General features: G+C 70.4%; 13 protein-coding genes. All 13 read right to left on the reverse strand.

What is annotated here, in order from left to right:
• Window positions 1-12: 12 nt before the first annotated feature.
• Window positions 13-1515, reverse strand: a complete 1503-nt coding sequence (locus VTA80_RS08855) for a protein kinase domain-containing protein (protein WP_407345016.1) — start codon at window positions 1513-1515, stop codon at window positions 13-15.
• A 434-nt stretch (window positions 1516-1949) separates the two neighbouring features.
• On the reverse strand, window positions 1950-5156 hold the full coding sequence (locus tag VTA80_RS08860; RefSeq protein ID WP_407345017.1) for a LysM peptidoglycan-binding domain-containing protein: 3207 nt from the start codon (window positions 5154-5156) through the stop codon (window positions 1950-1952).
• On the reverse strand, window positions 5153-5545 hold the full coding sequence (locus VTA80_RS08865; protein WP_407345018.1) for a pilus assembly protein: 393 nt from the start codon (window positions 5543-5545) through the stop codon (window positions 5153-5155). Before VTA80_RS08865 ends, VTA80_RS08860 begins: the two co-directional genes overlap by 4 nt.
• A gap of 62 nt (window positions 5546-5607) precedes the next feature.
• On the reverse strand, window positions 5608-6063 hold the full coding sequence (locus tag VTA80_RS08870) for a TadE/TadG family type IV pilus assembly protein (RefSeq protein ID WP_407345019.1): 456 nt from the start codon (window positions 6061-6063) through the stop codon (window positions 5608-5610).
• Window positions 6060-6401 carry a TadE family protein gene (locus VTA80_RS08875; RefSeq protein ID WP_407345020.1) on the reverse strand — a complete coding sequence of 114 codons (342 nt, stop codon included), beginning with the start codon at window positions 6399-6401 and terminating at the stop codon, window positions 6060-6062. Before VTA80_RS08875 ends, VTA80_RS08870 begins: the two co-directional genes overlap by 4 nt.
• Window positions 6402-6490: 89 nt before the next feature.
• The gene (locus tag VTA80_RS08880) at window positions 6491-6694 is read right to left on the reverse strand and encodes a hypothetical protein (RefSeq protein ID WP_407345021.1); all 204 of its coding nucleotides are present in this window, start codon (window positions 6692-6694) and stop codon (window positions 6491-6493) included.
• 34 nt (window positions 6695-6728) lie between these two features.
• Window positions 6729-7631: a hypothetical protein gene (locus VTA80_RS08885; RefSeq protein WP_407345022.1), complete on the reverse strand. Its 903-nt coding sequence runs from the start codon at window positions 7629-7631 to the stop codon at window positions 6729-6731.
• Window positions 7628-8497 (reverse strand): type II secretion system F family protein, encoded by an 870-nt coding sequence (locus VTA80_RS08890; protein ID WP_407345023.1) that lies wholly within the window; start codon window positions 8495-8497, stop codon window positions 7628-7630. The genes VTA80_RS08885 and VTA80_RS08890 overlap by 4 nt, the downstream gene beginning before the upstream one ends.
• Window positions 8494-10104, reverse strand: coding sequence for a CpaF family protein (locus VTA80_RS08895; protein WP_407345024.1), 1611 nt, complete (start codon window positions 10102-10104; stop codon window positions 8494-8496). The genes VTA80_RS08890 and VTA80_RS08895 overlap by 4 nt, the downstream gene beginning before the upstream one ends.
• Window positions 10101-10925, reverse strand: a complete 825-nt coding sequence (locus VTA80_RS08900; protein ID WP_407345025.1) for a hypothetical protein — start codon at window positions 10923-10925, stop codon at window positions 10101-10103. Before VTA80_RS08900 ends, VTA80_RS08895 begins: the two co-directional genes overlap by 4 nt.
• Window positions 10926-10929: 4 nt before the next feature.
• Window positions 10930-11646, reverse strand: coding sequence for an SAF domain-containing protein (locus tag VTA80_RS08905; protein ID WP_407345026.1), 717 nt, complete (start codon window positions 11644-11646; stop codon window positions 10930-10932).
• Between the two features lie 22 nt (window positions 11647-11668).
• Window positions 11669-12553 (reverse strand): hypothetical protein, encoded by an 885-nt coding sequence (locus tag VTA80_RS08910; protein WP_407345028.1) that lies wholly within the window; start codon window positions 12551-12553, stop codon window positions 11669-11671.
• Window positions 12541-12969, reverse strand: coding sequence for a hypothetical protein (locus VTA80_RS08915; RefSeq protein WP_130101726.1), 429 nt, complete (start codon window positions 12967-12969; stop codon window positions 12541-12543). Before VTA80_RS08915 ends, VTA80_RS08910 begins: the two co-directional genes overlap by 13 nt.
• Between the last annotated feature and the right edge of the window lie 404 nt (window positions 12970-13373).

Raw genomic sequence — 13373 nt, forward strand, 5'->3', positions numbered from 1 at the left:
AACACGGCGGCGTCAGCGGGCAGCAACCAGGAACTGCGCGAGCGCCGCTACAGCGAGAGTGTGCACGTCCTCCGCAGTTGCGCGCTCTTGACCGCCCTCGGTCAGGCAAATTCTCAGGATCTCACTCAGAGCGCCCGGAGCGCTGTCGATCAGGTCGTTCGCCACGTCGACAGTGACGCTCATGCCTAGGTGGAACTCCGACCCGAGGGCGCACTGGGCGAGCAGAACACCCAGTGCCCAAACGTCGTCCGAAGGCTTAGTTCGCGGCTGCACGCCTGCCGCAGCAAGGCGTTGGACCATGCTAGGAGATGTGCAGATTGCAGTGCCGCCCACATACGGTGCCCAGTCGGTCTTCGCAGACAACCTGGTGGTGACGTTGAAGTCCGCCAGGCGCCAGCTGAGCTGGTCGCCGGTGCGAATGCCGATCACGTTCGCCGAACGCACGTCGGAGTGCACGCACCTGAACTTCCCGTGCATCGCCGCCAATGCGCCAGCCAGATCGCGGGCAATGGTGAGCACCGCTCCTATCCCCATCGGGCCAGTCCCCCTTGTGAAGTGACTCAGGTCAGTCTCTCCGAGTTCCATAATCTGTACCGTGCAATCGGCGAATTCGCCGAACTCCGGGCCGGAGGGAAGCGCGAAACTCTCGAAGGCCGCGATCAGACCGTCTGTCGCTGAGAACTCGCGTGCGAAGGCGATTTCTCGGCGCGAGATCTCGTCGAAGCGGCCGGCCCGCACACATTTCGCGGCGAACCGCTGTGGCAGACCAGGGGTCATCCCGGGCTTGCGAGCCTCAAGCAGTTGGGCGAAGTACCCGCGCGGAGCGCCGGGGAGTGCGTAGAAGCTGTAGCCACCCGCATCAAACAGTCGCTCCCGGTCAGGCGCGCCAAGGAGCGGGAAGCGAGTCTGGCTACGTACCAACCTGACGCAGACTGCCCCGAAGACGCTGTCCGGCTGGCCCTCGAACGTCTCCCGTCCGTGGAAGAACCCACGCGCGTCGCGAAGTTCGTCCTGCCACCTGTAGCCACCCACCGAGATGGTCAGTCCGCCGTCGCCTGCCTCCCAAGTGCCACCCCACTGGTCCGCGTCCCACCCGTCCAGCAGCGGGTACTCCTGGAGACTGCCGTCCGGCAGAAGCTCAGCTACGTTCACGTTGCGGGGCGGGAGTTTCACCAATGCCACGCATTCCCCGGGCGCCACCGGCGCGTGCGGCGTGGGGACGACCGGTAGGACGTAAAAGTCCGTCGGCAGCGCAGATGGGTTCCCCGGTTCGCTCTCGATCCCCCGGTTGGACCCGGACGGCACACGGAGCTCGTACGGGCCGATCGCGATCGTTAGTGCGACGGCATCCTGCACCCAGTGGCCAACCCAGACCTCGTCCCAGTTGCGCACGCTGCGTTCTGTCACGGTTCCATCGGGGTGGCAATGGGTGTACATGGCGTAACCAGAGGCTGCCACCTTCAGGAGCGTGCCTGGAACCGCCCAGCCCGCACGTGATACAAACGCGTCGCTCACGAAAGCGCGGGTCAGACCGTCGCGGACCCCAAGTCTGGTGAGCGACTCGGAGTGGCGTGCTTGCAGGACGGTTTCCGCGTTGTCGTGATTCGCTTGATTCCCGCGCTCTTGGCGACTCACTTGCCCCTGCTCTCTGCTCGTAGTCGAGTTCCTTGGACCGCTCGCGCGAACCAAGATCCACCCCTCGAGCATGGTCCCACGCGCGACCCCCGATCAGTTCCAAGTCCCTGACGCCCGGCGCACGTGAAGAGCAGCCAGCAGAGAATCGCCAAGGGCAAACCATTGACACTGCCAAAGGGCTGGCGAGCCATCACCCGAGCCGCGACCGGCGCCCGAGCAGGCATGGCGGCCGCGCGCTAGCACCAGCATCCCGCTCGCCTCAGGATGGTTCGCCCGCCGCAGGCCAACGGCATCGCGCCGTCAAGGGGACGCTGTCACGACGCCCTGCTCCCCAGCGAGCCGACCCGGCCCTGCAGGATCTCCTCGGTGCGGCCGACGAGTTCGGGCGGCGCACCCTCATCGTCGGTGCGGTTGGCGATCTCGTCGCGGATGATCCGCTTCGCCTCGGCGTGGCGTCCCTCGGCCGTGGCCACCGCGGCAAGGTCCAGCCGCGGGATCTCCTCGAAGGGTGCCGCCATGGCCGCTGTCTCGGCGGCCATGCGCGCTGCGGCGGCGTCTCCCGCGGCGAGGGAGTGCGTGACGACCAAGTGGGCCACGTCGACGACAGCCACCACCGCGTGCTCATCGATCCGGTCGCCGTCGACGAGCCAGGTCCACCCACCGCCGGCTCGTCGCTGAACTGGGGAGTCGAAGGGGCGTCCCTCGACCAGGCGCAGGGCGGTGCGCAGGTCTTTGATGCCTTCGGCCCCCCGCGCTTGCCCTCGGGCGCGCAGGCGGCGAAACAAGTCGAGGTCGACGAGCAGGTCGACCACTTCGTACACCGGCGTTCCGCGGTGCAGCGCCCCGCGTGCGAGGCGGGCGTCGGGAACGTGCGGCTCACCCGTGCGGGGGTCGGTGCCAAGCCACTCGCGCACGAGCCGGACGTACTCGCGGACCTTGGCCCCCGTGAGCCCGAACGCTTCGGAGACCTCGCCCGGGGTGGCGCCGTGCGGATGCAGCGCGATGAACGTCAGGAGCTCGGTCATGTAGGGCTTGCGTTTGAGTAGGGGCTTGCCACGGGTGGTGGCGCGCACCGGGCCGAGCAGGCGCAGTTTCGGCAGGCGGCTGGACTCGGCGAACCAGGCGGAGACATCCTCGTCGAGAAGTGGGTCGGCGTCCTCGACCTCGCGATGCACCGACGCCGCGACCCGGGGGGCGAGTGCTTGTAGGTCCTCGGTCGTGGTGGCCGCTGCATTTAGGTAGACCTCGTCGGGTTCACTCAGAACACTGCTCTCCTGCGGCTCGGCTGGTCCGCCCTCGTCCGGGTCGCCGTCGAGCGGGGGTTCCCGCGGCAGGGTGTGCTCGTCCCGGAGTGCGCCGGCCTGGTCGACGAAGGACCGCCAGCCTTCGGTGGCTTGGTCATCGACGGGTACGGCGACGGCGTCAATCTGCTCGCTCTGGGCCAGTAGGGCCGCGCACCCCTGGGCCTCGTCGCTGGTCAGTCCGACGGCGACGAGGTCGAGGCCCGCACTGGCGAGGGTGATCCGCCCGTAGGCGGTCACGTCCAGCACGACGCCGGGTGCGTCCGGTCGCGTGCCGTTGAGCACGACGCAGGTGCCTGTACGCCCGGGGTTGGCGTGGACGAGCTCGAGCAGCGCGTCCAGCGCGGGGTGGGCTGTCGAGGCGTCGAGCAGGAGCAGTCGGGCGGTCCAGGCCTCGGCTCCCGCCTGGGTGGCCCGCGCGGTGACGACGTCGACGCCGACATCGGTCGCGTTGTCGAGGGTGCGCACAGCCTCCGCCAGGGCCTCGTCGACCGGGTCGTCCCCGTCCGCGGGCCCCTCGTGGACCCGGACCCGATCGGGGTTGAGCCCGGCGAGCTCGGTGCCGACGCCGACGCAGTGGACCCTGGCGCCGGCCGACCACGGGTTGCACGCGACCTCGGCGACGAGGTAGCGCGCGAAGTCCAGTGCGTAGGTGGGGTCGCCCGTGATGGACACGTCGAGGTCTTCGACGTTGAGCAGCCACACCCCCTCGTCGTCACCGACCCCGATGGTGACCAGCAACGGGTAGGGCGCCGGCTGATCGGTCACATCGGGGCCGACGTCGTCCAGCGGCAAGGCGGCCGGAATGCGCCAGTGATACCCGTCGGAACTGCCAAGCCAGGGCTCGCCGAACGTGGTCGGCGTCCCCAGGTGTAGAACGACGTGAGTCGCCGTCAGCTCGACGGCCGCCAGGTCCGGCATGGTCGCGCCGTCCTGGGCGACCGACGCGGCCAACCGCCGAAGGACCGCGTCCATGTGCTCGACGGTCGGGGCCGTGACCGCGCCGACGGCGCTGATGCTCTTTTCGACCGGCGCGAGGGCGGCGTCGGGAGTGGGAAGGGTGTGCCCCGGTCGTCGGGCGCGGGACTGGGTACGTCGGCGACGAGCGCGCAGAAGAAAGAGCGCCCCCGCGAGCACCGCACCGCCCCCAGTGAGTCCGGCGAGAAGCCACGGCGCTGCGGTGGCGGCCTCCTCGTCGTCCTGCTCCGGTGCGTCGACCTGCGCGGCGCCGGCCGGAATCGACTCGGGTGCCCGGTAGGTGTTCGTCAGCCCCTCGCTGGGCCCGGGTATTGCGACGTCCGGTACCGGATCTGCCTTGAGCTCGGGAGTTGCTGCGACAGGCGCCGGGGCGGCTGTCGCAGCGGTCGGCGCTACCGCGCGGGGGAGGGTCAGCACCTGGCCGACGTCGATCACGTCCGGGTCGGTGACCTGTCGCCCGTCGGGCTGGACGGTGCTCTTGCTGGCCTCGAAGATCTCCGGGTACCGCTCGGCGTTACCAAGCTCGCGGGCGGCGATGCTCGAGAGACTGTCGCCCGATTGCACGGTGTAGGTGCGCGAGTTCACCGGCGCTGTGGGCGCGACGAGCACGGGCAGCCGCAGCACGGTGCCGGCGAAGATCAGATCCGGGTCGTCGGCCACGACCGGGTTGAGGTCGACGAGCTCCGACCACCGCTCTGCATCGCCGAGTTGATCTCGGGCGATGGCCCACAGGCTGTCGCCGGGCCGGATCGTGTAGGTGGACCACTCGCCCGGCGACGCGGGGCCGGTGTCGACGGGGTGAGACTCGACCAGGACTGGCGCGTCGATGACGTCGTGCGCCATGGCCGCATGGGCCGGGGCAGCCTCAGCGACGCTGGTGCCGATCGAGGGGATAGCCACGAACAGCAGTGCCGCAGCGCTCACGAGTTGCAGCGCCGCGAGCTGCGGGATCTGCAGGCCCGGGATGTTCGGCGCGCGCACCCCTCGCAGGCGAGCGACGACCTCGAGGAGGATGCTCACGCTCAGGACCAGCCAAGCGAGCCACGCGACGAGCGTGACGGCCTGAAGCACGAGGGTGCCGTCGTCGGGCGACCGCAGGGCGGTCCAGACCTGCCCGAGAATCGGCAGGCCGCTCGGGATCAGGTCGACGCCGACCCGAACGAGGGCTGCCGGGACTGCGACCACGACGCCGATCAGCAGGATGCTGGCGAGGAGGCCGACCAGGCGAGCGCGCAGTCTCATCGGACCACTCCCCCTACGGCGCGGACGGTCTGCACCTCGGCGTGGCCGGTGACAGTCAGTTCCCGGATGCCGATGATCGACAGAAACTGGGTCTGGTAGCTCGTGGTGGTATCCACCACGACGCGAGCCCCGAGGGCGCTGGCGGTACCGGTGACGTCGGGCGTTCCCGCGAGGTAGTTCGAGGCCGCAGCGACCGCGCCGGCCGGGTCCACTATTGCCGCTTGGCCGAGCATCGCGGCGGCGCCCTGGAGCTGCTGCCCGCCCGCGCGCGCTGCCTCGAACGCGACGACCTGGGCATGCTGCTTCGCGAGCACCTGGCCGCCCAAGTCGACCGCGAGACCGAGCAGCAGGACCATCGTCAGCGCGGTCGTGATCATCCAAATCGTCACCGAGCCACGCTCGGAATCGTCCTGGACGAGACGGCGTCGCACAAAGGTGGCGGGCATAGAAATCACCGTTCCCGGTATGTGTCAAGGGCCGAGCGGACGGTCGAAACGACGCGAAGCGACCCAGGAAGACCGGGCAATGTGTCAGCGAGGGACACCTCGCACGTCACCGTCGCGCCGACCGAAGCCGGCAGCCCGACGGGTGTCGCGAAGCCGGCGACGTCGACGCTCACCTCACTGACGACACAGTTCAGTCCCTGAGCACCCAGCGCGGAGGTGGCTGCCGACCGGGCCGCGGTCAACGCCTCGTCCTGGGTGCGGGCGATGGATGCCGCGCGTGCGGCCTGGGCGGCGGCTGCCTCCACCGCTTGGTGGGCGACGGCGAGCCGCCCGCCGGCGACGATGAGCCCGAGGAACAAGGCGAGCGCCGGGGCAAGGATGACGACCTCGATGACGGTCGATCCCTGCTCCGAGGTTCGGCCGCCGAGGCGTCGTCGGGCGCGAGCGAGCAGGGCGCTCATGTCACCCGCTCGACGGGGGCCGACGCGCTCTGGACGATTCGCGGCGTCCAGCCCGGAACCACGCTCATGGCCTCGCCCACCACGGCGACCGAGGCGGTTGTCGCGTCTCTGGTCGCGGTCACCGTGACACCACGCAGCACGTCCTGACCTCCGGCGGAGACGATGAACTGCTTCGCCGCGGTGTCTCCCGCTGCGGCCGATGAGTACTGCGCGGCGGCGGTCCGCGCACCCTCCTGCGCGGCCGCGATCGCCACCGTCCGGGCGTGGTAGATCAACGCGGCCTGCATGCCGGTGAACATGAGCAGGAAGAGCGCCGGCATCAGCACGACGATCTGCACGGTCGCCGAACCGCGGTCGTTCAGCGGGCGCGCCGGAGCCGCGCGCCCCCGTTTGCGCCTGACTTCGGCTCGACGGTGCCGCACGGCGCTCAGCTGATCCCAGGGATCTTGCTGTTCACGAACGCCAGGATCGCGGCGTAGACGAGCCCGGCCAGGACGAGCAGACCGACGGACCAGAACACGATCTCGATCGTGCTGGCCCCCTCGTCGCCGGCGCGGGTCAGGGCGGTCCGGGCGCGGTCGCGCAGGGTCAGCCCGAAGGTGAGCAGGGTGGCGATCAGGTGATGCGGCATCGTTCTTCCTTCCTGGTGGCGGGCAGTGCGTGGGCTACATGTCGAACAGACGCAGCAGGGAGGGGGCCATCAGTAGGGCGAGGAACACCAGGCCGAGGAGTGATCCGGGCACGTACATCTGCTCTTCGACGACGTTGGCTTCGGCGAGCTCGTCGGAGAGCAGGCTGCTGCGCACGGTGGCGCTGCGGGCGCGCAGGGATCGGTAGACCTCGGAGTTCTCGTCGCCGGCGAGCTGCATGATGTGGGCGACGTCGGCCAGCTCGGGAAGGCCGAGGGTGTCGGATAGCTCGGTCAGTGCGTCCCAGGGCGGTTGGCCGTTGTACCGGGCCCGGGCCAGTTCCTCGCGGATGCGGCTGAACATCCAGGAGTCGCCAATCGCGGCGGCATTGGCCAGCGCGACGGTCGCCCCGGCGCCGCTGTTGCGCTCCAGGGCGCACAGCTCGATGTAGGCGCTGAGCGCTCGGGCGCATTCGGCTCGCGCCCGCCTGGCCTCCTCGGCGATGTCTCGCGACGGCGCCATGAACATCAGCGCGCCCAGCAGCGCGGTGCCGCCGACCGGGACGACGCCCGGCACGTGGATGCCCAGCAGGGCGAAGAACCCGGTGAGGAGGGAGGGCAGGGCCACGCCGAGCAGTCCGTAGGCGACCTTGCGGCCGTAGAACTGCGCCGGGGTACGGCGAAGGACAGCGAGATCGCGGGTAGGGGCCGCACCGAGCAGCCGGGCTGGCAAGGTCCGTTCGGCCCAGATTCCCAGGCGTTCCTCGGCGTCCGGGGTCGCCGACGCCGAGGCGGTGGCCACGCGACGCCGGGACGCTGGAGTCAAGCGGGCGAGGACGTCGCCAAGGTCCGGCTGGGCCGGTACGAGCGCATACAGAGCCCCGGCCACACCGGCACCGACGACGACGCCGAGCACGAGGGCCAGCTGCAGGGCGGTCATCGGACGCCAGCCTTCGCGGCCGGACCGACGAACCTGGGCAGCGGCTTGCCCTCGGTCATCTTTCGCATCCACAGGAGCCCGCCGGCGTAGGCGGTGAGCAGCACGACCAGCAGCACTTGCCCGACCGGAGTGCCGTACGGCGCCACGTAGTCACCCGTGAAGGCAAGCCAGACGAGAACACCGGCGGAGAAGGTCGTGACGAGCCGGGCGCTGCCGCGCGGCTTCGCGCGCCCCGCCTCCACCTTGCGGCGGGAGGTCACGTCCTCGGCGACCGACTCGGCCACTCCCTGCAGGGCGTTCGCCAGGCTCCGGTTCCGACGCTGCGCGGCGAGGATGAGGTTGGCGACGATGAGGTCGCCGGTGACGTCGTCCAGGTCGTCGGCGAAGGCTCGCAGCGCCTGCTCGGTGTCCCATCGCGCGCGGAGTCGAGCGACGAGCAGGGTGACCTCAGGCTTGATCGCGTCGGGTGTCGACCGCAGTGTCGCGGTCACGGCCTGCTCGAGGCCGACTCCCGAGCTCAGCACGCCCGCGAGGTTGCGGGTCCACTCCTCCATCGCCTCCAGCCTGCGAATCGTGGTGGCTGTGGGCGGGGCGGCCAGGAGGTAGGGCACGCCCAGCGCAGCGGCGGGGAGGATCACCACTGCGGCCACCCACCCGGTCAGCAGGGCGATCAGCAGTCCGCTGCCGACCGAGACGGCCAGCACCAGCCGGGTCCGGCGGGACACGCCCGCCAATCGGCGTGCGAGGGCCGCGGGGCGGCGCGCCACCGGTTCGCGGACCGGCCGGGGTCGCAGCGCGAGCACCGCCCCGACCAGGCCGGCGACGACGAGGGCGCCGAACAGTACCGACCACACCCAGACGTTCATGTGGGCCACCCCCGACCGTCTGCCTCGCCTTGGTAGAGGCCGAGGTCGAACCCGTCGACCGTGAGGTCCTTGCACCGCTCGCTCATCAGGCCGCTCGCTCGCGCGGGTCCGGTGCTGGAGGGACCGAACAGGTGCGTGAGGGCGTAGCCCTTCTCACGCTCACCGGCCTCGACGACGACGACTTCACTCACCCAGCGGCGTAGCTGCTGGGAGCCGTCGGGCATCGCGACGACCCGCCGATTGAGCTGCACGATCACCTCGAGGCACCCGGCGAGCTTCTCCAGGGCCAGTTCCCGGGTCACGTGCCCGCCGGCCTCCATCGCGCAGGTGACGAGCTTGCGGATGGCGACCTCGGCGCCGGCGGCGTGTGTGGTGGACAGCGACCCGGTGCCGCTCTCCATCGCCTTGATCATCGTCCAGACCTCGCGGCCTCGGATCTCGCCGACGATCTGCCGGTCGAGGGCGAACCGGAAGCTGTCGTTGAGCGCCTCGTCGAGGTCGAACGCACCGGCGGCCCGACCGTCCGCGCCGATCTCGCCCATGCCGGGTCGGGCTTCCCAGTCCACGACGATGTCGTGTCGGCCCGTCTCGCGCAGGAACAGCTCGTACTCGGTCTCGAAGGTGCCCAACACCTCATCGCGCGGGATCTCCGCGCACAGTGCGCGCATGAGTGTCGTCTTGCCGGCAGACATCGGCCCGGCCACGACGATGCTCCACTTGCCCCGCACGGCTGCGGCGAGGAAGTCCGCGCAGGCAGGGGTCATGCAACCGCGGTCCACCCAGGCCGCCAGCGTGTCGACCTTGTGCCGGTGGCGGCGGATGACGACGGTTGGACTGCTCGTCACCCACGCCGTCGCCGCCAACCGTGCGCCGCCGTCGAGCTTGAGGTGCAGCCGCGGGGTGCTCTCGGAGAACGGGCGCGGGTTCGACTCGGACCTGTTGGCCAGGAACCGCAGGAAGTCGATCAACTCGTCATCGCTGTCGGCCACCGGATCGACCTGGATCCGGGAGCCGTCCACGAGCTGGAGCAGCACCCGGTCGTGGCCGAGGATGAAGATGTTCTCAGCGCGGTCGTCGTCGATCAGCGGCTGGAGCCGACCCAGGCGGAAGACGGCATCGAAGACCGCCTGCGCCATCTGCGTCTGCTCGGCGCTAGTCCAGGCGTCGCCAGAGCCAGCATTGACGACATCGGCAGTGTGCTCCTTGAGCACATCGTGGATGACCGCCCATCCGTACCGCTCCTGGTCGTTGCGGTCCAGGTCGACCGCTCGGCGGGGCGTGGCCTGGGCGTCGTCGGCGGTGCCCTGGCGCCAGTCCCCGCCCAGGGCTGCGGTCAAGCGGCCCGCCACAACGGTGCGGAATGCGCGCACGAGCTCCCAGTCGATCGGTGTCTCGGCGCTGACGCCGCTCGCTGCGGTGGTTGTCGGCGGGTGGTGCAGCGCCACCCGCCTCCGGCGCGCGTCCTCGAGCGCGGCGGGCCCGACGACCGCGGGCTGAATCGAGAAGTCACCGCGGACGCGACCGGGCCGGGCGGGCGGTGCTGCGAAAAGCGGAAGCGCGGACGGGTCCGTCGGCGGCAACGGCTCGATGCTCAGTTCACTGCTCATCGTGGCCCCCCACTCGTGGCTTCCAGGCGGGCGGATGCGGCGCGGATCGTTCCGGTGATCGTGCTGCCTGCCGCGCGGATGCTGCGCAAGAGCGAGGAGTCCTCCCAGCCCGACCGACCCGCGAGCCGGTGCAGCGACCCGGGGCGCGGCCGTTGCGCGCCGTGCGACAGCACGGCGGCGTACTCCGTGTCCCAGGCAACTGTTGCCACCACCGGGAGGGACAGGACCTGGGAGACCTCGCGAGCACTGAACGGTGCGCGCTCGCCGACGAGCAGCACGCCGAGCGAACCGCTGGCACCCGCCCGGTCGAACCGCTCGCGGAGCGTCTCCGCCCACGACCTGGCCGCCGAGAGGGCGACGAGGTCAGTCCGCACGACGAGGAGCGCGAGATCGGCGGCCTCGATCAGCGGCACCGGGCTGCCGAACAGCCCCAGTCGACCGGCATCGACCACGACGTCCTGCCCGGTGTCATCGAGCGAGCGCAGCGCCACGGCGAGTGGCGCCCACAGGCCAACGAGGCTGCGCGCCTGCTCATGGGACCGGGTGCCCGGGACATATCGCATGACCGAGCCCGCCAGCTCAAGAGAGACCTGGGCGAGGGTGTCGAGCAGGGGCTGGCCGTCCTGCTGCGCCAGGGCCAGCTCGATCATCGCCTCGGGCGGCTTAATCGACCCCCGCAGGTACCCGGCGGCGACAGCGGAACCACCAGTGGGGTCCGCCTCGACGAGCAGGCATGGCCGGTTCCACGTCAGGGCCAAGCCAAGCGCAGCGGTCGTCACGCCGGGGGACCCGCTCGCGGAGGTCAGGACGATGAGGCTCATCGGCTCACCGCTCCCGGGAGTCGAGGACGAGGACGACATTCCCGGTCGCAGCCATCGCGGCCAGGGCAGCAGCGTCGGCGGTGGGCACCTGGACCGTGACGATCGTTTGCGCGCCCGCCCCCGTGGCGTCGGTTCCCATCTGGGTACCAACGACGGCCGCGCTGATCGAAGCGGGCGTGACATCTGTAGCGGTCCCGGCCGCCAGTTGCGGGGTAGCCACCACGCGGACCTTGTCGCCGGCCACGAGGGTGACGCCCGGCATCCGCGCCTGGGCCACGCCGATCCCGACCAGCGAGGCACCGTCCGGCGGGACAGTGGTCTCGGTGACCGACTCGGTCGTCACCAGCGAGCCCGCCGCGACGTCGAGGGCGGCCCGTTGCCCGACCAGGCTCGCCAGATCCCCGCCGGGCAGGGTGTGCAGGGCGGGGTCGAGCTCGACCCGGACCGTCATCAGGTCCTCGCGTGCGATCACGGAGCCGCGCTCGATGGTCGAACGGGCCGCGACGACCTCCTGGGCCGTCGTCGTCGAGGCCAGCAACCAGACATTGCCCAGCGCCCCCAACGCGACGACCAGGACCATCGCGGCGAACAACCCCCAGCGCCGGCGGGCACGCGGCGGGGTGGGCACCTCGGTCGAGGGCGCCGAGCCATTCAAGGGGCGAGTGGCGGCGGCCGTGCCACGCCCCGTCCGCGCCGGTGAGTTGACCGCGCTCGTCGTCATGTCTGAGGCCTTTCGTCGCAGCTCATTGGGTGAGCACCTGCGCTTCGCCGATCGTCACGTCCGTCGCCTGGGTCAGATCGAGCGTGATCGTCCCGGCCTGACCGATGCCCGACCAGGCCACGACCCAGTGCGACGTCGCTCGCACCACATGGGTGCCCTGCCGGGTATAGGTGTGGCCGCAGTCCGGCGACGACGACGCTCCATACGACGCTTCGTAGGGAGTCCCTGGACCCGCACATGTGACGACCTGCCCATCACCCATGTCCCAGGACACCCCGGCGACCTGCGCCGTGGCGGAGACATCCCAGCCGCCCGCGGAAGCGGTGCGCGTGATGGGCCCAAAGGTCTGCGCGTCCGGAGCCGAGACCCACATCCAGTTCGGCATCCCCACCAGACCGACCGACCCGGCCCGCGCCTCGGGAACGATCCCGACCCGGACGGCCTGGAGCTGCATCGACGCGACAGCCTGCTGGGCAAGGGCCGCCGGGTCCGGCGGTGCGGCAGGCGCGGCGAGCGACCAGTACGGAATCAGGTAGCCGGCGACGAACATGCCGCCGAGCCCTGTCGGGACCTCGCAGTGGTAGATCGCGCCATCCGTATGCCCCGCCCAGACCGCCTCAGTCTGCGGTGGCTGCGGATCTGCAAGGCCGACGGGCAAGCAGCCCTGGCCGTCGATCTGAATGATCGGGATGGTCGGGGTGCCGCCTGAACCACCTCCCGAGCCTGAGCCCGATCCCCCGCCGGTGCCGGGGGTGGCGGGAGTCCCCGCCCAGACCATGCAGACGCCGAACAAGTTGTAGGACGTGCACGTCGCGCCGTCGGCGGCCAACGCCGTCGGCGCGCCCGCCCCGACTAGCGCCCCGCTGATGGCGATGGCCACCAGCAGTCGGCGCGTCAGCCACTGCACGCCGAGTCCTCTGCCGGGACGACATAGCCGACTCGCCACTGCGCCTGGTTCGGGTACTCGTAGTTGTAGACGGAGACCTCGAGGGGGCTCGTCGCTGCCCGGTCGGGCGGCACGATCGACTGCCCGGCCTTGTCCACCACGTTGTAGCCGCTCACGTCGGCGCAGACAACGAGCACGACGGTCGGCACGACCGGCGGCGACGCCGCAGGGTCGCTCGCCAGGTCGACGCCCTGCATCTGTATCGAGGCGGGGGCGATCTCACCGACGACACGAGTCTCCATCGCCTGGGCGCTGGTCAGGGCGTTCTTGAGGTTGACCAGCTCGGTCCCGATCGCGACGGTGTCGAAGCAGGTGGGCTCGGTCGTGGGCGGATCCGACAGGCAGTCCGTCTGCGCCCGGAGGTAGGCGCGGACCACTTCCTCTGCCCTGAGCTCCGCGTCGCCTTCAGGCGAAGATGAGGGTGTGGGCGACGTTGCCGGGGGTGTTGACGGCGCGCCCGTCTCAACGGGGGACGGCGGAGTCGGGTCGCCGGTGCAACCTGCGGCGGACATGACGACGAGCACGGCAAACACGACGCTCAGCGCCCGTCGATCGGGTCTTGTCATCTGCCCCCCTACGCTTCGTCGCCCTCAGGCGGCTGATGAAGCCGGCGTGCTCACTCTCAACTCAAGTTGATCCTTAAACACTAGTGCCTATGGTGCATATTGGCTACGTCGTCGTCCGACGGTTGTGGATGACCGAGCCGGCTGAACGACGGATGACACTCGGACCAGCAAGCTTGCAGCCGTCCTCCCCGCAGGACGGGACGCCAGTCATGCTA

It is taken from the genome of Pengzhenrongella phosphoraccumulans, from assembly GCF_045689905.1.
In the GTDB taxonomy this organism is placed as follows: Bacteria; Actinomycetota; Actinomycetes; order Actinomycetales; family Cellulomonadaceae; genus Pengzhenrongella; species Pengzhenrongella phosphoraccumulans.

What these genes read in the sequence shown, in the direction of transcription:
- VTA80_RS08885 (WP_407345022.1), bottom strand. Translation starts at nt 7,631, where the DNA reads ATGACCGCCCTGCAGCTGGCCCTCGTGCTCGGCGTCGTCGTCGGTGCC.
- VTA80_RS08895 (WP_407345024.1), bottom strand. Translation starts at nt 10,104, where the DNA reads ATGAGCAGTGAACTGAGCATCGAGCCGTTGCCGCCGACGGACCCGTCC.
- VTA80_RS08880 (WP_407345021.1), bottom strand. Translation starts at nt 6,694, where the DNA reads ATGCCGCATCACCTGATCGCCACCCTGCTCACCTTCGGGCTGACCCTG.
- VTA80_RS08900 (WP_407345025.1), bottom strand. Translation starts at nt 10,925, where the DNA reads ATGAGCCTCATCGTCCTGACCTCCGCGAGCGGGTCCCCCGGCGTGACG.
- VTA80_RS08870 (WP_407345019.1), bottom strand. Translation starts at nt 6,063, where the DNA reads ATGAGCGCCCTGCTCGCTCGCGCCCGACGACGCCTCGGCGGCCGAACC.
- VTA80_RS08890 (WP_407345023.1), bottom strand. Translation starts at nt 8,497, where the DNA reads ATGAACGTCTGGGTGTGGTCGGTACTGTTCGGCGCCCTCGTCGTCGCC.
- VTA80_RS08905 (WP_407345026.1), bottom strand. Translation starts at nt 11,646, where the DNA reads ATGACGACGAGCGCGGTCAACTCACCGGCGCGGACGGGGCGTGGCACG.
- VTA80_RS08860 (WP_407345017.1), bottom strand. Translation starts at nt 5,156, where the DNA reads ATGAGACTGCGCGCTCGCCTGGTCGGCCTCCTCGCCAGCATCCTGCTG.